Annotated in this window: 16 protein-coding genes; 11 read left to right on the top strand and 5 right to left on the bottom strand. The window is 73.4% G+C overall.

All coding sequences use genetic code 11. The annotated features are described in order from the left end of the window. Positions 1 to 33 precede the first annotated feature (33 nt). Positions 34 to 723 (bottom strand): potassium channel family protein, encoded by a 690-nt coding sequence (locus tag ACLQ26_RS21505; protein ID WP_363682289.1) that lies wholly within the window; start codon positions 721 to 723, stop codon positions 34 to 36. Between the two features lie 3 nt (positions 724 to 726). Beyond that, the gene (locus ACLQ26_RS21500) at positions 727 to 1,392 is read right to left on the bottom strand and encodes a potassium channel family protein (RefSeq protein WP_363682291.1); all 666 of its coding nucleotides are present in this window, start codon (positions 1,390 to 1,392) and stop codon (positions 727 to 729) included. 172 nt (positions 1,393 to 1,564) lie between these two features. Here ACLQ26_RS21500 and ACLQ26_RS21495 point away from each other — a divergent pair, with 172 nt between their 5' ends. From ACLQ26_RS21495 to dxs, 3 genes are all read left to right on the top strand, one after another. After that, positions 1,565 to 3,634 carry an APC family permease gene (locus ACLQ26_RS21495; protein ID WP_425746131.1) on the top strand — a complete coding sequence of 690 codons (2,070 nt, stop codon included), beginning with the start codon at positions 1,565 to 1,567 and terminating at the stop codon, positions 3,632 to 3,634. After that, positions 3,627 to 4,925, top strand: a complete 1,299-nt coding sequence (locus ACLQ26_RS21490) for a class I SAM-dependent RNA methyltransferase (protein WP_425746130.1) — start codon at positions 3,627 to 3,629, stop codon at positions 4,923 to 4,925. The genes ACLQ26_RS21495 and ACLQ26_RS21490 overlap by 8 nt, the downstream gene beginning before the upstream one ends. Before the next feature lie 81 nt (positions 4,926 to 5,006). Beyond that, on the top strand, positions 5,007 to 6,953 hold the full coding sequence (gene dxs / locus ACLQ26_RS21485; RefSeq protein ID WP_425746129.1) for a 1-deoxy-D-xylulose-5-phosphate synthase: 1,947 nt from the start codon (positions 5,007 to 5,009) through the stop codon (positions 6,951 to 6,953). A 112-nt stretch (positions 6,954 to 7,065) separates the two neighbouring features. Here the strand turns inward: dxs and ACLQ26_RS21480 are convergent, their stop codons facing one another. Continuing rightward, entirely contained in the window at positions 7,066 to 8,265 is a 1,200-nt protein-coding gene (locus tag ACLQ26_RS21480; protein ID WP_425746128.1) for a hypothetical protein, read from the bottom strand. A 155-nt stretch (positions 8,266 to 8,420) separates the two neighbouring features. On the opposite strand from ACLQ26_RS21480, the gene ACLQ26_RS21475 reads away from it, so the two are divergent. Further along, positions 8,421 to 10,583 (top strand): hypothetical protein, encoded by a 2,163-nt coding sequence (locus ACLQ26_RS21475; RefSeq protein ID WP_425746127.1) that lies wholly within the window; start codon positions 8,421 to 8,423, stop codon positions 10,581 to 10,583. After that, complete coding sequence (locus ACLQ26_RS21470) at positions 10,583 to 12,403, top strand: hypothetical protein (protein WP_425746126.1); 1,821 nt, start codon at positions 10,583 to 10,585, stop codon at positions 12,401 to 12,403. The genes ACLQ26_RS21475 and ACLQ26_RS21470 overlap by 1 nt, the downstream gene beginning before the upstream one ends. Here ACLQ26_RS21470 and ACLQ26_RS21465 read toward each other — a convergent pair. Beyond that, positions 12,400 to 14,274: a hypothetical protein gene (locus ACLQ26_RS21465; RefSeq protein ID WP_425746254.1), complete on the bottom strand. Its 1,875-nt coding sequence runs from the start codon at positions 14,272 to 14,274 to the stop codon at positions 12,400 to 12,402. The two genes, ACLQ26_RS21470 and ACLQ26_RS21465, sit on opposite strands and share 4 nt — an antisense overlap. A 140-nt stretch (positions 14,275 to 14,414) precedes the next feature. Here ACLQ26_RS21465 and ACLQ26_RS21460 point away from each other — a divergent pair, with 140 nt between their 5' ends. From ACLQ26_RS21460 to ACLQ26_RS21435, 6 genes are all read left to right on the top strand, one after another. Next, positions 14,415 to 15,692: a PQQ-binding-like beta-propeller repeat protein gene (locus ACLQ26_RS21460; protein WP_425746125.1), complete on the top strand. Its 1,278-nt coding sequence runs from the start codon at positions 14,415 to 14,417 to the stop codon at positions 15,690 to 15,692. Next, the gene (locus ACLQ26_RS21455) at positions 15,689 to 16,978 is read left to right on the top strand and encodes a PQQ-binding-like beta-propeller repeat protein (RefSeq protein WP_425746124.1); all 1,290 of its coding nucleotides are present in this window, start codon (positions 15,689 to 15,691) and stop codon (positions 16,976 to 16,978) included. The genes ACLQ26_RS21460 and ACLQ26_RS21455 overlap by 4 nt, the downstream gene beginning before the upstream one ends. Before the next feature lie 85 nt (positions 16,979 to 17,063). Next, positions 17,064 to 17,732: a response regulator transcription factor gene (locus tag ACLQ26_RS21450; protein ID WP_039907546.1), complete on the top strand. Its 669-nt coding sequence runs from the start codon at positions 17,064 to 17,066 to the stop codon at positions 17,730 to 17,732. Further along, entirely contained in the window at positions 17,729 to 18,910 is a 1,182-nt protein-coding gene (locus ACLQ26_RS21445; protein WP_425746123.1) for a sensor histidine kinase, read from the top strand. Before ACLQ26_RS21450 ends, ACLQ26_RS21445 begins: the two co-directional genes overlap by 4 nt. Before the next feature lie 165 nt (positions 18,911 to 19,075). After that, a complete protein-coding gene (locus ACLQ26_RS21440) occupies positions 19,076 to 19,483 on the top strand; it encodes a VOC family protein (protein WP_425746122.1) in 408 nt (135 codons plus the stop codon). Continuing rightward, positions 19,480 to 19,902 carry a VOC family protein gene (locus ACLQ26_RS21435; protein WP_425746121.1) on the top strand — a complete coding sequence of 141 codons (423 nt, stop codon included), beginning with the start codon at positions 19,480 to 19,482 and terminating at the stop codon, positions 19,900 to 19,902. Before ACLQ26_RS21440 ends, ACLQ26_RS21435 begins: the two co-directional genes overlap by 4 nt. Before the next feature lie 86 nt (positions 19,903 to 19,988). Here ACLQ26_RS21435 and ACLQ26_RS21430 read toward each other — a convergent pair whose 3' ends face one another. After that, positions 19,989 to 20,792 (bottom strand): hypothetical protein, encoded by an 804-nt coding sequence (locus tag ACLQ26_RS21430; protein ID WP_425746120.1) that lies wholly within the window; start codon positions 20,790 to 20,792, stop codon positions 19,989 to 19,991. Between the last annotated feature and the right edge of the window lie 151 nt (positions 20,793 to 20,943).

Below are 20,943 nucleotides of genomic sequence, written 5' to 3'. Positions count from 1 at the left end.
GTCGCGTCACCCGCGCCGGCGGCGGCCCAGCGCTCAGCGTGAGCCGCGGGTCCGCTCGACGCTGTCCGGGCCGAGGATGACCGCGCGGACGTCGTCCTCCACCTCGGCGGTGCAGACGAAGATCAGCTCGTCACCGGCCTCGATGGGGTCGTCCGGGCTGGGCACCAGGACGCGCTTGCCGCGCAGGATCGCCACCAGGGCGGAGTCGCGGGGCAGCGGCACCGCGTGGATGGGCTGACCGACGTAGGGCGCGGTCGGCGGCAGGGTGATCTCGACGAGGTTCGCCTCGCCCTGCCGGAAGGTCATCAGGCGGACCAGGTCGCCGACGGTGACCGCCTCCTCGACGAGCGCGGCCATGACCCGCGGCTTGCTCACCGCGACGTCCACGCCCCACTGCTCGGTGAAGAGCCACTCGTTCTCGGCCCGGTTGACCCGAGCCACCACCCGGGGCACCGCGAACTCGGTCTTGGCCAGCAGCGACAGCACCAGGTTGGTCTTGTCGTCGCCGGTGGCCGCGACCACCACGTCGCAGCCGGCGACGTTGGCCTCCTCCAGGCTGGCCACCTCACACGCGTCGGCGAGCACCCACTCGGCGGCCGGAACCCGGTCCGGCCGGAGCATCTTCGGCTGCCGTTCGATGAGCATCACCTGGTGGCCGTTCTCGATCAGCTCCTGGGCGATCGAGCGGCCGACGTTGCCGGCGCCCGCGATGGCGATCCGCATGGCTCAGTGCCCCCCTTCCGGCGGCGTCGCCGCCACCGACGTGACAGTCGCCACGATGTCGTCGCTGACCAGCATGAACACCTGGTCGCCCTCCTGGACGACTGTGGACGCGGTGGGCAGCGTGCCGATGCCGAAGCGGATCAGGTAGGCCACCCGCGCGCCGGCCGCCTCCTCCAGGGCGCGCACCGGCCGGCCGATCCACTCCTTGTGCACCGGGACCTCGACTATCGACACGGTGCTCGTCGGGTCGCGGAAGATCTCCACGTTGCCCTCCGGCACGAGGTGCCGCAGCATCCGGTCGGCCGTCCAGCGCACCGTCGCCACAGTGGGGATGCCCAGCCGCTCGTAGACCTGGGCCCGGCGCTGGTCGTAGATGCGGGCCGCCACGCGGGACACACCGAACGTCTCGCGGGCCAACCGCGCCGAGATGATGTTGGAGTTGTCACCGCTGGAGACGGCGGCGAAGGCGTCCGCGCGTTCGATGCCGGCCTGGCGCAGCACCTCGCCGTCGAAGCCCGCCCCGGTCACCGTGATCCCGGCGAAGTCGGGGCCGAGTCGCCGGAAGGCGTCGGCGTCCTGGTCGATCACCGCCACCGAGTGCCCCCGGGATTCCAGGCTGTGGGCGAGGGTCGACCCGACCCGGCCACATCCCATGATCACGACGTGCACGCTGTCCCTCCCAAGGTGCGTACCGCTGCCGCTGGCCTTCCGCCGCCTGTGGCTTCGGGTCCGAGCCTGCCACGTCCGGGTCGACAGCGGGACCGACCGTACCCCCTCATCGCGGCCGATCGTGATCGCCCACCCCCGCGTTCGCACAGTGGTGGTCGTACCCTTGGCGTTCGTGGCCAGTCCCACCTCGCTGTTGAAGCGAATGCTCCTCGGTCGACCGTTCCGGTCCGACCGTCTGCAGCACACCCTCCTGCCGAAGCGCATCGCGCTGCCCGTGTTCGCCTCCGACGCGCTATCCAGCGTCGCGTACGCGCCTGACGAGATCCTGCTGACCCTCTCCATCGCCGGCACCTCGGCGTACTTCTTCTCCCCGTGGATCGCCCTCGCCGTGGTGGTGGTGATGCTCACGGTGGTGGCCAGCTACCGGCAGAACGTGCACGCCTACCCCTCCGGCGGCGGCGACTACGAGGTGGCAACCGTCAACCTCGGGCCGAAGTTCGGGGTCGGCGTGGCCAGCGCCCTGCTCGTCGACTACGTGCTCACGGTGGCCGTGTCGGTCTCCTCCGGGGTGGCCAACCTCGGCTCGGTGGTGCCGTTCGTGGCCACCCACAAGGTCATGATCGCGGTGCTCGCGGTGGTCCTGCTGACCGCCGTCAACCTGCGCGGGCTGCGCGAGTCGGGCACCGCGTTCGCCATCCCCACCTACGGCTTCGTGATCGTGATGGGCGGAATGCTGCTCACCGGTCTGTTCCGCGTCTTCGTGCTGGGCGACGACCTCCGTGCGCCAAGTGCCGACCTGGTCATCCAGGCCGAGCACAGCGTGACCGGTTTCGCGCTCGTCTTCCTGCTGCTGCGGACGTTCAGCTCGGGTGCCGCCGCGCTCACCGGTGTCGAGGCGATTTCCAACGGCGTGCCCGCGTTCAAGGCCCCGAAGAGCCGCAACGCCGCCACCACGCTGCTGCTGCTGGGCGTGATCGCGGTGAGCCTGCTGGTCGGGATCATCTGGCTGGCCCGGCTGACCCGTCTGCAGTTCGTCGAGGACCCGGCCCTGCAGATCGTCTCGGGCCCCGACGGGTACGTGCAGAAGACGGTGACCACCCAGCTCGGCGAGACGGTCTTCGGCTCCGGCTCGTTCCTGCTCTACGTGGTGGCCGGGATGACCGCGCTCATCCTCTTCCTGGCCGCGAACACCGCGTTCAACGGCTTCCCGGTGCTCGGCTCGATCCTCGCCCAGGACCGCTACCTGCCCCGCCAGTTCCACACCCGGGGTGACCGGCTGGCCTTCTCCAACGGCATCACCTTCCTCGCCCTCTTCGCGATCGTGCTGATCGTCGGGTTCCAGGCCGAGGTGACACGCCTCATCCAGCTCTACATCGTCGGCGTCTTCGTCTCGTTCACCGTGTCCCAGGCCGGGATGATCCGACACTGGAACCGGCGCCTGCGCACCGAGCGGGACCCGGAGGCGCGGCATCGGATGCTGCGGTCCCGGGCCATCAACACCTTCGGCATGGGGCTGACCGGCACTGTGCTGGTGATCGTCCTGATCACCAAGTTCCTGCTCGGCGCCTGGATCGCGATCGCGGCGATGGCGGTGATCTACGCGCTGATGCTGGCCATCCGCCGGCACTACGACCGGGTCGCCACCGAGCTGACCCCGCCGGACGAGGGCCGGGCCGTGCTGCCCGCCCGCAACCACGCGATCGTGCTGGTCAGCAAGCTGCACCAGCCGACGCTACGGGCCATCGCGTACGCCCGGGCGACCCGACCGGACACGCTGACCGCGGTGACCGTCAACGTCGACGAGAAGGACACCCGCGACCTGCAGGCCGACTGGGAGCGGCGGGAGATGGCGATCCCGCTCACAGTCGTCGACTCGCCGTACCGGGAGATCACCCGCCCGATCCTGGACTTCGTCGCCTCGACCCGCCGTATGTCACCGCGCGACGTGGTCACCGTCTTCATCCCGGAGTACGTGGTGGGGCGCTGGTGGGAGAACCTCCTGCACAACCAGAGCGCGCTGCGTCTCAAGGGCCGGCTGCTCTTCGAACCGGGGGTGATGGTGGTAAGCGTCCCGTGGCAGCTCGCCTCGACCGCGAGCAAGAACCTGGACCGGCTGGACGCCGCGCTCTCCAACACGCCGGCGCGGGGGCCCCGGGGCACCGTGCCACCGGCGGTCACCGCACCGCCGCAGGACGAGTCCGGCCCGGTGGGCACCGAGACGGGCGGGAACGGCCGTGACTGAGCGGACCGGACCGCCGGTGGCGGTCGAGCGTGGCCTGGCCGAGGCGGAACGTGGCCTAGCGGAGGCGGACCGCGTCGAGCTGACGGTCGACGCGGTCGCCCCCGGCGGGCACTGCGTGGCCCGCGTGGACGGGCAGGTGGTGTTCGTCCGGCACGCGCTGCCCGGCGAGCGGGTGATCGCCGAGGTCACCGAGGTGCACCGGGGGTTCGTCCGGGCCGACGCCGTGACCGTGCTGGACGCCTCGCCGGACCGGGTGGAGCCACCCTGCCCGTACGCGAAGCCGGGCGCCTGCGGCGGCTGCGACCTGCAACACGTCGCCCCCGACGCGCAGCTGGCCTGGAAGACCGCAGTGGTGCGCGAGCAGCTGGTCCGCCTCGGCGGGCTCACCGACGCCGAGCTGGACCGGCTCGGCGTCCGGGTCGAGGCGCTGCCGGGCGGGTTGCTGGGCTGGCGTTCGCGGGTCCGCTACGCGGTCGACGCCGCGGACCGCGCCGGCCTGCTCAAGCACCGCTCGCACGAGGTCGTGCCGATCGACAGATGTCGGATCGCCCACCCGGCCATCCAGCAGCTGCCGGTGCTCACCCCCAGCGGCACGCGCTGGCCGGCCGCCGAGGCGGTGGAGACCGTCGCCAGCACCGGCGGGGACGTGAGCGTCGCCGAGGTCCGCGACGGGGTGGCCACGCCGGTGAGCGGGCCCACCGAGGTGCGCGAGGTCGCCGCCGGACGGGACTGGGCGCTGCCCGCGTCCGCCTTCTGGCAGGTGCACCCGGCGGCGGCGGACACCCTGTCCACGGCCGTGCTGGAACTGCTCGACCCGCGCCCGGGGGAGGTGGCCTGGGACCTCTACGGCGGCGCCGGGCTGTTCGCCGCCGGGCTGGCCGCCCGGGTGGGCGCGTCCGGGCGGGTGACAGTGGTGGAGGCCGCCGCACAGGGCGTCGCCGCGGCCCGCGAGAACCTGGCCGACCTGCCCCGCGTGGAGGTGGTGGCGGCCCGGGTGGAGACCGCGCTGGCCCGCCGACGGATCACCGGCCCGGTCGACGTGGTGGTGCTCGACCCGCCGCGCTCGGGCGCCGGCGCCCCGGTGGTGCGCGCGCTGGCCGCCGCCGGCCCGCGAGCGGTCGCGTACGTGGCCTGCGACCCGGCGGCCTTCGCCCGGGACGTCCGCACCTTCACCGGGCTGGGCTGGCGGCTGGCCGCGCTGCGCGGCTTCGACCTGTTTCCGATGACCCAGCACGTCGAACTGGTGGGGCTCCTGCTGCCTGTCGACGTGCCCGCCGTGGATCGCCCCTGACCAGGCGCTCAGCAACCCGTCGCGGTGCGCCCGGCTCGGGCCAGGCTGCGGAGTGTCGGGCGGCCGATAGACTCTCCGGTCATGAGCGTTGAAGAGGAAACGGCCAACCACGGTCGGTTGCTGGGGACGGTACGCGGTCCGCAGGACGTCAAGCGGATGTCGGGCGAGGAGCTGGATGTTCTCGCCGCGGAGATTCGGGACTTCCTGATCGCCAAGGTCTCCCGCACCGGCGGGCACGTCGGGCCCAACCTCGGTGTGGTCGAGCTGACGCTGGCCATGCACCGCGTCTTCGACTCCCCCCGTGACCGGCTCCTGTTCGACACCGGCCACCAGGCGTACGTGCACAAGATCCTCACCGGACGCCAGGCCGGCTTCGACAAGCTGCGCCAGCGCGGCGGCCTCTCCGGCTATCCCAGCCAGGCGGAGAGCGAGCACGACCTCATCGAGAACTCGCACGCCTCCACCGCCCTCTCCTACGCCGACGGCCTCGCCAAGGCGTACGCCCTGCGGGGTGAGGCGCGCAGCGTCGTGGCCGTGGTCGGCGACGGCGCGCTCACCGGCGGCATGTGCTGGGAGGCGCTGAACAACATCGCCACCGCCGGCAACTCCCTCGTCATCGTGGTCAACGACAACGGGCGGTCCTACTCGCCGACGATCGGCGGCCTCGCCGACCACCTCTCCTCGCTGCGGCTCAACCCCGGCTACGAGAAGGTCCTCGACACGGTCAAGGACGCCCTCGGCTCGACGCCGCTCGTCGGCAAGCCGATGTACGAGGTGCTGCACGCGGTCAAGAAGGGCATCAAGGACGCCGTCGCCCCGCAGGCCATGTTCGAGGACCTCGGCATCAAGTACGTCGGCCCGGTGGACGGGCACGACGTGGCTGCCGTCGAGTCGGCGCTGCGCGCGGCGAAGAACTTCGGCGGCCCGGTGATCGTGCACGCCGTCACCCGCAAGGGGTACGGCTACCGCCCGGCCGAGGAGGACGAGGCCGACTGCCTGCACGGCCCCGGTGGCGCCTTCGACGTGGAGACCGGTGCCCTGCTGGCCGCCCCGGCGGTGAAGTGGACGCACGTCTTCGCCGACGAGCTGCTGGCCATCGCCGACGAGCGTCCGGACGTGGTGGGCATCACCGCCGCCATGGCCGAGCCGACAGGCATCGCCAAGCTCGCCCGCAAGTACCCCGAGCGGGTGTACGACGTGGGCATCGCCGAGCAGCACGCCGCCACCTCGGCGGCCGGTCTGGCGCTCGGCGGGCTGCACCCGGTGGTCGCGGTCTACGCCACCTTCCTCAACCGCGCCTTCGACCAGGTCCTGCTGGACGTCGCCATGCACAAGCTGCCGGTGACCTTCGTGCTGGACCGGGCGGGCATCACCGGTCCGGACGGCCCCAGCCACTACGGCATCTGGGACATGTCCGTCTTCGGAGTAGTGCCGGGTCTGCGGATCGCCGCTCCCCGGGACGCCGCCACACTGCGCGAGGAGCTGCGCGAGGCGCTGGCCGTCGACGACGGCCCGACAGTGGTGCGCTTCCCGACGGGCACGGTCGCCGCGGACCTGCCGGCGCTGCGCCGGGTCGGCCCGGTCGACGTGCTTGCCGAGTCGGCGCGTACCGACGTGCTGCTCGTCGCCGTGGGCTCCTTCGGCCAGTTGGGCATGGAGGTCGCCGCCCGGGTCGCCGAGCAGGGCTACGGTGTCACGGTCGTCGACCCCCGCTGGGTCCGCCCGGTCCCGGCCGAGCTGGTCGAGCTGGCCGCCCGCCACCGGCTCGTGGTCAGCGTCGAGGACGGCGTCCGCGTCGGCGGCGTCGGCGACGCCCTCGGCCAGGCCATGCGCGACGCCGACGTCCGGGTGCCGCTCAAGGACCTGGGTGTACCGGCCGACTGGCACCCGCACGGCACCCGCGCGCAGATCCTCGCCGACCTCGGCCTCACCGCGCAGGACGTGGCCCGCGACGTCACCGGCTGGATCTCCCGCCTGGACGCCACCCCGGACCGGCTGACCCCCACCAGGACCCCCGCCCAGAACTGAGCCGGCTCGACCCGACGGCGGGCGCCCCACGGGGCACCCGCCGTCGGGCTTTCGGTCGCCGTGCTGCGGCTTCCGCCCCCGTCTGTCGGGGCGGAGAGAGCACGATCGGGGCTCAGCGGGAGCGGGGCGTGACCGAGCGGTAGTGGGTCTTGTCGGTGTTGGCCAGGCTGTAGGTCTGGGTGCGGGCCGGCTCGGGGACGACCACCAGACCGGGGCGCTCCACCAGCAGCGGGGTGCCGGGTGGCACCGACAGGGAGCTGTCCCGGGTGGCCCGCCAACTCAGCACCACAAGCGGCTGGCCGGGCACCGGCAGCTGGTACGTCTGCAACGGTGTGGCCCGGTCGGCCGGCGAGACCACCGGCGCGCTCCCGTCCGCCGGGCGGTAGACGACAGCGGTCATCATGCCGGCGTCGGTGTCCCAGCTGAGCTGCTGCAACTCGGCCGGCTCGCCGCCGCCGAGAGCCACCTCGCCGAGTGAGCGGACGGAGAGCTTCGCCATCGGCCAGGACGTCGGCACCGACTTGGGCGCGTCCCGGTCACCGATCCGACGCGGGATGCTGCCGAACGGACCCCGCTCGCCGGCCAGCACACAGGTGTCCAGGCCGGTGAGCGCCCGCCGGCCCGCGCCGGACTCGTCGCGGACCAGCGGATAGCGCGGGTCGGTCGTGCCGGTGCCCAGGTCGAGCAGCCGGTCGGCGGCCCGTCCGCGGGGCAGCGACTCGGTGGCCCGCAGGGTCGCCGTCACGCCGACCGCCGTACAGGTCGGCACGTCGACCGGGGCGCTGAGACCGTCGGCGACGGTAAGCGCCCGGCCCTGCGGCCCGAGCAGCTGCTGCACCCGGGCGGAGACCAGGTAGCGCCGACCGCCGGCCGTCTGCACCGGCAGCACGTCGGAGTAGACCAGGTAGCCGGGGTCGGTGTATTCGGTGGCTCGGGCGACCGCGTACCGACCGCCGGCGCCGGTGAGCTGCAGCAGCCAGGACGCGCTCTCGCCGGGCACGTCGGCCGCGATCAGGGCCACCGGGGCCCCGTCGACCCGGCCCGAGAAGAGGATGCCGGACGAGGGCAGGTGTGCCCGGTCGTCGGTCGGTGAACGCCAGTCGCGTACCGCCCTGGTGACCGCCGCCGTCGCCGCCGCATCGGCGGCCAGGTCGCCCCGGGGCGGCCACACCGTCAGCGTGCCGTCGAGGCTGTCGTACCCCACCCGCAGGTCGCGGGGGGCGCGCTCCGCGACGGGACCGCACGCGGTGGCGGCCAACAGCGCGGTCAGCAGGATGGCGAGCGTCCTGCCGTGCCGGCGGCCCGGAGTCACCTGATCCGCCCCCGATCGCCTCGCCGTCGTTGTCGGAAAGCGCCATAGTACGAGATGTCCGACGCGACGCCGCCGGTGGCCGGTCCCGCACCCACCACAATGGACGCCACCGGGGCTTTAGTGCCTTTTCGCCGCTCGGGTAGACTCCGCCGACTGTGACGCCTCCCGAGTCCCGCGCCCTGTCCGCGCCGCACCCGGAGGCGGCCGGCCCCGACGAGACAGTGAGCCACCACACTCGCACCGCTTCCCGGGCCCGGGCTGTCGACGCTCCCGCCGCCCCGGCCGCCCGTCCCGGCGGCGCTGTGCACACCGCCGAGCCCGAGACCGCGACCGCGCCTGAGCCCACGCCGAAGCCTAAGCCCACGCCGAAGCCTGGGCCCACGTCCCCACCCGTACCGGGGACGGCCGCCGCGCCGGCCGAAGCCCGACCGGCGGCACCGATCGAGGCCCCGCCGGCGCCGCCGGTCGAAGCCGACCCGGCTGCCGTACCGGTCGAAGCCGACCCGGCTGCCGTACCGGCCGCGGCCGACGGCGACGGCGACGGCACCGAAGGGGCGGCTGGACCGCGCCGACGGGCCCGCTGGACGCGGCGGCGGCAGCACCTGGCGGTCGGCGTGCTGTTCCTGCTCGCCGCGCTCTGGGTGACCAGCCGGATCTGGATGGACCCGGCCGGCCGGGTGGCGTCGCTCTATACCGGAGACCCCGCCCAGGTGCAGTTCTTCCTCGCCCACTCGGTGCGGGTGGTGCTGCACGGCGAGTACCCGTTCTACACCGAGCAGTTCAACTATCCCGACGGCGTCAACCTGATGGCGAACACCGCCGTACTGGCGCTGGGCATCCCGATGGTGCCGGTGACCCTGCTGTTCGGGCCGGCGGTGTCCTTCGTGGTGCTGGTGACGCTCGGCCTCGCCGGCACCGCCATGGCCTGGTACCTCATGCTCCGCCGCCACGTCGTGCGGACGCCGCTCGCGGCCGCGGCGGGCGGCTGGTTCTGCGGCTTCTCCCCGGCGATGCTCTCGCACGCCAGTTGGCACCCGAACATCATCAGCCAGTTCCTGCTGCCGTTCATCGTCTGGCGGGTGCTGGTGCTCACCCGCTCGCGCCGGCCGGTCCGCGACGGCGCCCTGCTGGCCCTGCTCGTCACCGCGCAGGCGTTCATCAACGAGGAGATCCTGCTCTTCACGGCGCTGGCCTGCGGGATCTTCCTGCTCGCGGTGGTGGCTCAGGAGCCGGCCCGCTGGCGGGCCGCGTGGCGACCGCTGGCCGCGGGCCTCGCCGCCTGCGCGCTGCTGGCCGGGGCGCTGCTGGCGTACCCGCTGTACGTGCAGTTCGCCGGGCCCATGGCGTACCACGGGCTCAGTGACGCGGTGCAGGACTACGGCAACGACATCGCCTCCTTCTTCGCACCCGGCTCGGCCACTCTCGGCGGCAACCAGCGGGCCAACGTCAACCTGGCCCCGAACTACTCCGAGGAGAACGCCTTCTTCGGCTGGAGCCTGTCGCTGCTGGCCGTCGGCGTCGTGGTGTGGCTGCGGCGGGAGATGGTGGTCCGGGCGCTCGCCGCGACCGGTGGCTTCTTCGCCCTGCTCTCCCTCGGCGAGCGGATCTCCTGGTGGGACCGGGAGCTGATCGCCGGGCCGTGGGAGCTGCTGGTGCACCTGCCCCTGCTGGACGCGGTCGTGCCGACCCGGTTCGGCCTGATCACCACCGTGGTCATCGGTCTGCTGCTCGCGCTCGCCGTCGAACGGGCCTGGGCGCTGCGCCCGGCCGACAGGCGTACCGTCCGGATGCTCACCGCCGCCGGTCTGGCGTTCGCGCTGCTGCCTATCGCCCCGATGCCGCTGCGGATGGTCTCCCGGCCTCCGGTGCCGCAGTTCATCACCGCCGACCGCTGGCGGGCATACGTCGGCCCGGACCAGACGCTCGTGCCGATCCCGGTGCCCAGCATGGGCAACACGCACGGCATGCGCTGGGCGGCGGCCACCAACCTCGGCTTCAAGATCCCCGGCGGCTACTTCCTCGCCCCCCGCAACGGCAACACGGGCGACCCCGGTCGTTTCGGTGGTCGGCCCAGTGGGGTGGGCCAACTGCTGGAGGAGGTGGCGACCACCGGCCGGACCCCCAAGTTGGACGACAGGCAGCGTCGTCGCTTCACCGACGAATTGCGGCACTGGCACGCGGCGATCCTGGTGCTGCCGATGCGTCAGCAGCACGTCGAACCGCTGCGGCGTACCGTCGAGGAGCTCGTCGGCCCCGGTCGGCAGGAGCTGGACGTCTGGGTGTGGGACGTCCGGGCGCTTACCGACCGCTCGGTCTGATGTCCACCGGAACGACGTCGTCGGCGGCGACGGAGGCGGCGGGGGATGCGGCGGCGGCGGCCGGTCCGCCGCGCTCGCGCCCCACCCGGCCGGCTTGGCTGCCGGACGCGCTTGTCGTCGCCGGCTACCTGGGGCTGGCGGTGCTGCTGACCAGCGCCCAGTGGGGCCATCCCGGGCGGCTGTTCCACCAGGCCGGCGACCAGGTGCTCTTCGAGTGGATGCTGGCCCACGCGGCACACGCCGTCGTCGCGGGGGAGAACCCGCTCTTCAGCACCGCCCTGAACGCCCCGGACGGGGTCAACCTGATGGCGAACACCTCGGTGCTCGGCCTCGGTGTCCCACTGACCCCTGTCACGCTGCTGTTCGGCTCGCAGGTGGCGTTCTGCGTGGCGGTTGTCTGCTGCCTCGCCGGCACCGCCGCGGCCTGGTACGTGCTGCTGCGCCGTCGACTTGTCACCGCCCGTTCCGCGGCGGCGCTCGGCGGGCTGGTCTGTGGCTTCGCCCCCGGGATGATCGCCCAGGCCGGGGCGCATCTGCACGTGGCCGCCCAGTTCCTGCTGCCGGCGATCCTCGCCCTGGTGTTCCGTCCCGCGTCGAGCCCGCGCGGGGTGTGGCGGCCCGGTGTCGCCCTCGGCCTGCTGCTCGTCTGGCAGGTGTTCATCGGCGAGGAGGTGCTCGTCTTCCTGGCGTTCGCCGCCGGGGTGTTCACGCTGGGCTACGCCCTCGCCGACCGGGCCGCGGCCCGCCGCCTCGCGCCGTCCCTGCTCGGTCGGCTCGCGGTGGCGGCGGTGGTGGCGGCGGCGCTGCTGGCGTACCCGCTGTGGTTCCAGTTCCACGGGCCGCAGCACTACACCGGGATGGCCTTCGCCGCGCACGGCTTCCAGCTCGACGCCGCGTCGTTCACCGCGTCGGCCCGGCAGACAGTGCTCGGTGACGACTGGCTGCCGGGGCTGCTCGCGCCGAACCCGACAGAGGAGAACTCGTTCTTCGGGCCTGGGCTGCTGGTGCTCGCGGTGGTCACCGTGAGCTGGCTGTGGCGGCGGCCACTGGTCCGCGCGCTGGCCGGTTGCGGTGTCGTCTTCGCCCTGCTGTCACTCGGCACCGACCTGCGGGTGGACGGCACCGCCACAGGCGTCGCCGGCCCGTACCGGCTGGTCGCCGGCCTGCCGCTGCTCGACCTCGCGGTGCCGGCCCGGTTCGCGCTGGTCTGCGTGCCGGTGTTGGGCGTCCTGGTGGCGCTCTTCGCCGACCGGGTCCGGACGGTTCGCCGGTCACCGGCCGCGCCGGGACTGCCGGTACGACTGCTGGGGGCCGGCGCGGTGGCCGCCGCGCTGCTGCCGCTCACGCCGACGCCGATCCGGGCGGTGCCTGTCGCGCCGGTGCCGGGGTTCGTCGCCGACGGAGGGTGGCGAACGCTGGTGCCCGTGGGCCGGACCGTGGTGGCGGTGCCCCCGGTGACCGGCGCCGCGCTGAGCCCGGTGATGCTCTGGTCCGCCCGCACCGGGCTGGCGTTCCGCGCCCCGGGTGGGTACTTCATCGGACCGAGTGGCCCGGACGATCCCGCGGCCCGCTGGGGCGCCCCGGACCGGCCCACCGCCGTGCTGCTGCGTCGGGTCGCCGAGACGGGCACGGTGCCGGTGCTCACCGAGGCCGACCGCCGCCAGGCCGTGGAAGACCTGCGGCACTGGCGGGCCGCCGTGGTGGTGCTCGGCCGGTTGACGCACGGTGAACCGGTCCGCCGGACCGTCGAGGAGCTGCTCGGCCCCGGCCGCCAGGTCGACGGCGGCTGGGTGTGGGACGTGCGCGCTCTGGTCGGCTAGCGCTGATCCACGAGCGCGCGAACGTCCCAGACCCAGACGTCGTCGACCCGCTGCGGCGGCCCGATCAGTGCGGTGACCAGCTCACGCAGCACCGCCTCGCGCGGGTGTGCGCCGAGCACCACCACCGACGCCTTCCAGAACCGCAGGTCCTCGACGGCCTGGCGGCGGTTCTCCTCGGTGAGGACGGGGACCGCGTTCTTGTCCATCGTGGAGTAGATGAGGCTGCTGGTGGGCCGGTTCGGCGCGCCGAAGACACCCTCGCCCAGCTCGTTCGGGCCGATGAAGTAGCCGCCCGGGACGGGGAACTCCTGCTCGGTCAGCGCACTCCACCGCAGCGTGGGCAGGCCGTGCACGTTGCTCGGGATCGGCACCGGCACGAGCGTGCGGCCCTCGGGCACGTACGGCCGCCAGCCGCCGGCGGTGATGAAGTGCGGCGGCGGGTCGATCTGCTGGGCGGGCAGCGGTCGGGGAAAGAGCGGCAGCAGGGCGAGGGCGACCGCCGCGTACCCCAGCGGGCGCAGCCACCGTCGGCGCGGCGCGACAGGCGCGGTCGCGGCCTGCTCGTCGGACGTCGCCGGCTCTCCGGCGCGCGGGGCCGGCACGCGACCCGGCGCGGCCACCGGGCGGCCCTGCCGGGCCGCCGCGTCCCAGGTCAGCGCCAGCAGTACGCCCACCGCGGCGGTGACCACAAGGGTCAGCCGGGTCGGCATCATCATCTCGACAAGCGGCAGGTCGTCCGGCACGTACGACCAGGGGCCGCGCACGCCGGTCTCCACGCCGTCGAAGCGCACCCGGGGCCCGATCGATGCCACCGTGAAGACCACGATCAGCACGGCGACGATCCGGGCGGCCAGCGACCGGCGCACCAGCAGCACGAGGGCCACCACCGACAGCAGCACCAGCGGCCAGCCGAACCACGTGTTCTGCTCGGTCATGCCGATCGTCTGCTCCACCGCCGGGTCGCCCGCCCAGGTGTCCCGGGCGAAGGTGACGAAGGCGACCAGGTCCTCACCCCAGTTGTGGAACACGCCACCCTGGAGCCCGCGGTAGGACTGCGGGCCGTTGAACTGGAACCAGATCGGGTACGCCGCCAGCAGCAGCGCCAGCCCGCCGGCGACGCCCATTCCGGCCAGGAACGGCCCGGCCGCGGCGCGCGTCGCCCGTGGCCGCTGCACCGCGTACGCCAGCACGACGACCAGGCAGGCCAGCGCCGTGAGCAGCAGCATCTCCTCGTTGATGAAGATCTGGTAGGCAACCAGCACCCCGAGCACCAGCCCGTTGCGCCGCCACCGGCCCGGCTCGCCCATCCGCAGCACCCGCACCACGATCAACGGCAGCAGGAAGTTGGACACGAAGTTCGGCTGGCCGTTGGCGTGGTGGATGATGCCCGGCGCGAAGCCGAGGAACGCCCCGCCGACGAAGGCCGCCGCCCGGGAGCGCACCAGGTGCCGCGAGAGCATCCAGTAGGAGGTGCCGGCGGTCGCCGCCAGGGCCCCTCCCAGGTAGAGCGCGTACGTGACCTGCGGGCCGAACAGCATCGTCAGCGGCGACAGCGGCAGGGTCAGCCCGAGCAGCGAGGTGTTGGCCATCATGTTCACCCCGTCCGGGGCGTTCTGCCGGGCCGTGAACAGCGGGTTCTCCAGGTGCCGCACCGAGTACGCGCCGTGCGCGAACAGCCACTCGAACCAGCTGTGGTCGGTGGGCAGGTGCGACGAGACCCGACCGGTCACGTCCCCCCAGTAGTGGAGGCAGACGAAGACGCCCAGCACCACATAGGCTCCGAGGGCCAACAGGTCGCCTCTGGCCGGGCGGCGTCGAGGCCGCCGTGTCGGCTCGACCTCGGCCGGCTCGGCGTCGGTCACGGGATTCAGCGAAGGGTCTACCACCGGCACGGCCACGACGCGCCATCGTACAGGCGGGGATGCGTCGCTTTTGCCGGGCCGGTACGCCCTCGGCCGGTTTGCCGGGGCCGCCGCCTCCGGTCGGCCCACCGGCGATGAAGGGACGGGCGTTGTCGATCATCGAGCTGGGCGAGGTCCGGGACGAGCCCGAGTCGCCGCCGACGGTCCGCCGACCGCGCGCCGCCGGCCGCCGGCTGCGGGCGGGAGCGGTGCTGCTGGCGGCCCTCGTCGTGCTGGCCGGGGCGGCGCCGGTGCCAGGGCGGACGGTGGCGTCGGTGCCGGCCGCGCCGGGCGCCTCGACGTACCTCACCGAGGACGGCGTCGTCGTCGTCGACGCGACGACGCCCACCGGGGATCGCTACCTGACCGCCTACGCCCTGCCCACGGAGAACGACGACAGCGTCGTGCGGCGCCGGTGGCGGACGCCGCTGGCGCGCACGGGTGACTACCTCGCCGTGTGGGCTCGACGCGGCTTGCTGCTGGCCGCGGGCGTCAGCGCCACCAACAGCACGATCGAGACGACAGCCTTCGACGCCGCGACGGGTCGCCAGCTCTGGCGGCATCCCGGGGTCGCCCGGGGGACGGCCGACGGGGGCCTGCTCCTCGTCAACGACGAGATCGAGGGGTCGGGCGCGGTGCGCAAGGTGACGCCCGACACCGGTGCCGTCCAGTGGACGGTCTCGGTGCCGGTCTCGGGCAGCCCCGAACTCCACGGTCCACCCGATCAGGTTGACCAGCTCGTGCTCGTCCAGCCGACCGGCGAGGTCCAGGTGTACGACGCCGGTTCCGGCCGCCTGCTGCGCGACCTCGACACGCTGGCCGGTGCCCGCTCGGCGTTCCAGCGGGTGCAGGTGGTGGGCGACCTGGTGCTGCTCGTCCCACCCGGCAGCACCAGGCTTGTCGCGTACGGCCTGCCCGGCCTCGATCCGGTGTGGACGTCCCCGGTGCCGCTGGTGTCCTGGGCGACCACGTGCGGAGAGCTGCTCTGCGCGGTCCAGCAGACCGGCGGCATCCAGGCCGTCGACCCGGCCACCGGCGCCGTCCGCTGGGCCGACTCCGGCCCGGACATGCTTGTCGAGATCCGGGGAGACAGGCTGCTGGTGACCGGGCCCGACCAGCGGTACGCGGTCCGCGACGCGGCGACCGGGCGGGAGCGCATCGACCTGGGTGAGTGGCAGCTGGTGTCTCAACTGCGGCGAGGCGACGAGCTCCTCGGCGTGCGGACGGCCGGCAGCCACCTCGTGGTCGCCGCGCTTGACCTGCGCACCGGAGGGACGCGCGTCCTGGACGTGCTGCCCTACGTCGCGGGCGGGTGTCAGGCCGCGCTGCCCGTCCTGCTCTGCCGCCGCCTCGACGGATCGACCGGCCTGTGGCGGTTGTCCCGGTGACCGGCGGTGTGATCGACCTGGGGGAGCTGGGGCACGAGCCGGACCTCGAACCGCTGCCCCGCCCGCCGTCGACCCACTGGCGGCCCCTGCGGTGCGCGCTGGTCCTGGTGCTGCTGCTGGCCGGCCTCGCCGGTTCGGGGTCGTTCCAGAGGCGCGAGGTGGTGACGCTGCCCGCCGATCCCGGCGCCGACGCGCTGGTCTCGGGCGACCTCTTCGTCCTCGTCGAGCCGCTCGGCAGGACCGGGCAGCGGCGGATCACCGCCACCCGGCTGCCCGGTGGCGAGCCGGTCTGGCAGGTGCCGTTACCGGCCGAGGGCCGGTACTGGGGAGTCGCGCAGCAGGGCGAGACGTTGCTCGTCACCGGCCACGAGGTCGGCCCGGACCGGCAGGGGACGCTCACGCTGGCGCTGGACCGCCGGACCGGGGCGTACCGCTGGCAGCAGCCCGGCAGCCCCGCCGCGCTCCCCGACGGCAACATCCTCATGTGGTCCCAGGTCAGCGATGACCAGCCCGGCACCCTGCGCGGGGTCGACCCGTGCTGCGGCACCGTGCGCTGGCAGGTGCCGATCAGCCCCGGCGGTGAGTTCGTCTTCCGCGACGGCGAGCACGGGGTGGACCGCCTGGTGGTCGCCCGCCTGAACGGCCCGACGGAGGTCCGCGACGCGACCACAGGCGTGGTGCTGGCCCGCGCCGACCTGGGCACCGCCTCGGGTGGGTCCGGCCTGTCCGTGCAACTGGTGGACGACCTGCTGCTCACCATCGGTGGCCCGTCGCCCACGACCACCGCGTACGGGCTCGACGACCTGCGCCAGCGGTGGCGCGTGCCCGCCGGCGATGCGATGTACGCGTCGGACTGCGGAGTCGTCATCTGCTTGCTGACCCGCTCCGGCGGAATGCGGGCGCTCGACGCCGCCACCGGTCGGGAACTCTGGGGGAGCGGCCGCTGGGGGTGGGTCTGGCCGTACGCCGGTCGGCTCCTGGCCACCACGCTGAGCAGCGCCGGACCCGGCGCGGACGACCTGGTCGTGCTCGACCCACCGACCGGCCGGGTGCTGGCCGAGCTGGGTCGGTGGGAGCTGGCCGGGTTCGCCCAGGGCGGCCCGATGATCGGCGTACGCCGTCATCCCGGCGGGGGCCTGCTCGTCGCCGACCTGGACGTCACCGATGGCGGGGCCCGGCTGCTGGACGTGCTGCCGGACGCGTCCGGGGACTGTCAGGCCCTCCCCGGGCGACTGCTCTGCCGGCGCCGCGACGGCGCGTACGGGCTGTGGTCGTTGCCCCGCTGACCACCGGCGGGTCGGTACGGGCGGCGAGGGAGGATTGTTGCCCGCCGGCACTAGGTTGTCGGTGGTCAGCAGCGAGGAGGCCGGGATGCGGGTACTGGTGGTGGAGGACGAACGCAACCTCGCCGACGCAATCGCGCGCGGGTTGCGCAAACGGGGCATGGCGGTGGACGTGGCGTACGACGGCGACGCCGGCCACGAGGCGGCGTTCGTCACCAGGTACGACGTGGTGGTGCTCGACCGCGACCTGCCCGGCGTGCACGGCGACCAGATCTGCGCCGACCTCGCCGCCTCCGGGGCGCTGACCCGGGTGTTGATGCTGACCGCGAGCGGCACCGTGGCCGACCGGGTGGAGGGGTTGCAGCTCGGGGCGGACGACTACCTGCCCAAGCCGTTCGCGTTCGACGAGCTTGTCGCCCGGGTGCAGGCGCTGGGCCGACGGGCCACCCCGGCCGCGCCGCCGGTTCTCGAACTGGCGGACCTGGTGCTGGATCCGGCCCGGCGGGTCGCCACCCGCGCCGGTGTGCCCATGGACCTGACGAACAAGGAGTTCGGCGTGCTCAGCGAGCTGCTCAAGGCGCGCGGCGCGGTGGTGTCCAGCGAGGAGCTGCTGGAGCGGGTGTGGGACGCCAACACCGACCCGTTCACCACGATCGTCCGGGTGACGGTCATGACGCTGCGTCGGAAGCTCGGCGATCCGCCGTTGATCGAGACGGTGGTGGGGGCGGGTTACCGCACCGCCGAGGTCCTGCCGTGAGCCGGCTGGGCCGGCTGCGACCCACCCTGCGGTTGCGGTTGACGCTGCTCAACGGGGTGCTGCTGGTCGGCGCGGGCGCGATCCTGGTGCTGCTGGCCTGGCTGTTGGTCCGCGACGCGCTGCGGCCCACCGACGAGCTGCTGCCCGGCACGGTGGTGGTGCTGTCCGACAACCGGACGATGGATGCCGCGCAGTGGCAGCGGCAGTTGGTCGACGCCGCCTCCGGGGAGCTGCTGGCCAAGGGCCTGGTCGCGCTGTTGGCGATAAGCGTGGTCGGGGTGGCGGGCGCGTACGCCGTGGCCGGCCGGGCGCTGCGGCCCCTGCACCAGGTCACCGCGACCGCGCAGCGTCTCGGCGAGGCGACCCTGGACCAGCGGATCGGCTACTCGGGCGCGGACGACGAGGTGGCCGAGCTGGCCAAGACGTTCGACGCGATGCTGGACCGGATCGCGTCCGCGTTCGAGGCGCAGAAGCGGTTCGTGGCCAACGCCTCGCACGAGCTGCGTACCCCGCTCGCCGTGATGCGGACCGAGATCGACGTGACGCTCAGCGACGACGACGCGGACGCCGCCGAGTACCGCAGGATGGCGACAGTCGTCCGCGACGCCTCGGAGCGGGCGAACGGCCTGGTGGACGCGTTGCTGGTGCTGGCCCGCAGCGAGGCCCAGACCGGGCGGCGACTGGGCCGGCGTACCGAGTGTGACCTCGCGACGGGCACCGCCAACGCGCTGTCGGCGATGCGCCGTGAGGTGGAGCGGATCGGCCTGCGCGTGCAGACGTCGCTGGAGTCCGCGCCGGTGGTCGGCGATCCGGGGTTGCTCGACCGGCTGGCCGGCAATCTGATCGAGAACGCCGTCCGCTACAACCACCTGCACGGTCGGCTCTGGGTGCGTACGGGCACCGACGGCGAGCGCTCGTGGCTGGTGGTGGGCAACACCGGTTTCGAGGTGGACCAGGCCGACGTGCCGGGGCTGTTCGAACCGTTCCGGCGCGGTGGCCGGGAACGCACCGGGGCGCGCGGCTCCGGGCTGGGCCTGTCCATCGTCCGGGCGGTCTGCCAGGCGCACGGCGGCACCGTGCGGGTGGTCGCCCAGCCCGGCGGCGGCCTGGAGGTGACTGTCACCCTGCCGACGGCGGACGCCCCGGCGGTGACCGGCCCGGTGGCCGCCGGAGGCTGAAACGGGGTTGCGCGCGGCGCTCGGTCGCTGGCAAGATCGCCTACGTCAGCCCGAGAGCGGAAGGGGGTGCGTCGATGTCCACCAATCGTGACTCCGCGCCCCAGGTCTTCGCCGGCTGACCCCGGGCAGCGGAGCGTCCCCATCCGACCAATGGAGGGACCACCCGTGTATCCACGGATCCGCAACATCAGTTTCGACTGCCACGACACGTACTCCCTGGCCGGCTTCTGGTCGGCCGTGCTCGGCTACGCCCGGCACAGCGAGGACGTCCCCGGTGATCCGGAGGCTGCCGCGCTGCCGCAGGACGAGGCCATGCCGAACCTGTTCTTCCAAGAGGTGCCGGAGGACAAGGTGACCAAGAACCGGCTGCACATCTGCCTGGAGCCGGTCGACCGGACCCGGGACGAGGAGGTCGAGCGGGTGCTCGGCCTCGGGGCCACCCTGGTGACCGACCGCCGGCACGCCGACGGGACGGGTTGGGCCGTGCTGGCCGACCCGGAGGGCAACGAGTTCTGCGTGGTCCGCAGCGCCGGGGAACGTGTCGTCACCACCACTCTGGAGGACCAACCGTGAGTTCGACGATCCACAACATCAGCTTCGACTGTCGCGACACGTACGCCCTGGCGGGTTTCTGGTCGCAGGTCTTCGAGTGCCCCCGGCATCCCGACGACTTCCCGGGCGACTCGGAGGCGATGCTCCTGCCGCCGGGCGGACCGGAGGTGCTGTTCATCGCCGTGCCCGAGGGCAAGGCGGTGAAGAACCGACTGCACCTGGACCTGGAACCGGCCGACCGGTCCCGGGCCGACGAGGTCGAGCGGCTGCTCGGCATCGGCGCGACGCTCGTCGCCGATCAGGTCGGCCCGACCGGCGGGGGTTGGGTGGTGCTGGCCGACCCGGAGGGCAACGAGTTCTGCGTGCTCGGCAACGCCGCCGAGCGAGCGGCGGCAGCGGCGGCGCGGGCCGCGGCGACGGGTACGGGCGAGCCGGTCTAGCGCCGGCGGCACCGCTGCCATCCCATGATCGCATCGGTGGGGCCCCGGTCACCCGCAGAGGTGGCCGGGGCCCCGTCGTGCACGGGTCAGGAGCGCTGCTCGATCTGGCCCCGGATGGTGACGAACTCGGCCTTCGTCTCCTCGGCCGACTTGAAGTACATGACCACCAGGCCCACGCTGCCCCGGTCGGCCCAGACGCAGACGCCAAGCGGCACGCCGTCGGTCTTGCCGTCACCGCAGCGCGCGTCGCCGCCCAGCGGGCCGGCCTCGACCGCCGCCATGTTTGTCACCGTCAGCTCGCTGGAGAGCCCGGTCACGGCCTCGTCCAGCTCCTTCTTCGGGTCGGCCATCACGCCGGACACCGCCGTGATCATGATGAGGTCCTGCTTGGCCGGATCGCCGTAGAACCCGCCGACGGTGCTGGTCTCGTTCTGCACCTCGGCCTTCATCGAGGTGACCATCTGGTCGGCGATCGACTGCAACTGCGGGTCGGTGTTCTTGGCCCGGCCGGCGAGGGTGGCCGGCGCGACCACCCGGGTCTTGGTGGCGTCGACGACGTCGCCCACCTCGTCCTTCACCGCGAACCAGGTGATCGCCGCCCCGCCGAGGCAGAGCACGAGCACCACGGCCAGCACGATTAGGATGATCTTGCCGACGTTCGACTTCTTCGCCGGTGGCGGGCCGCCGAACTGGTTCGGGGCGCCGTACGGCTGGCCCGGCTGAGCCGGCGGGAAGCCCTGCTGGTGCGGCGGCGGCCACCCACCCTGCGGCTGGCCCTGCTGCTGCGGTGACCAGCCACCGGGCTGCTGCGGCGCTGGCGGCTGGCCGGGCTGCTGCGGGGGAGGGGAATCGTGCGGCGGGCCGAAGGGGTTGGCCGGCGGCTGGGACATCAGTCAGCTCCAGGATCGGGGTGCGAAGCGCGTGATCCTAACCCGGTGCCGACGGCGGTGTCGCCCGCGCCGGGTCCCCCAGCGCCACGGAGTGACCACCAACGAGCGCGGTGGCCGGCCCGGTCCACGAGGGACGGTCCGGCCCCCGCGA

It is taken from the genome of Micromonospora sp. DT43 (genome assembly GCF_049841645.1).
Lineage (GTDB): Bacteria > Actinomycetota > Actinomycetes > Mycobacteriales > Micromonosporaceae > Micromonospora.
Note: the sequence above shows the minus strand (reverse complement) of the source record. Positions and strands in the feature narration are given on the sequence as shown.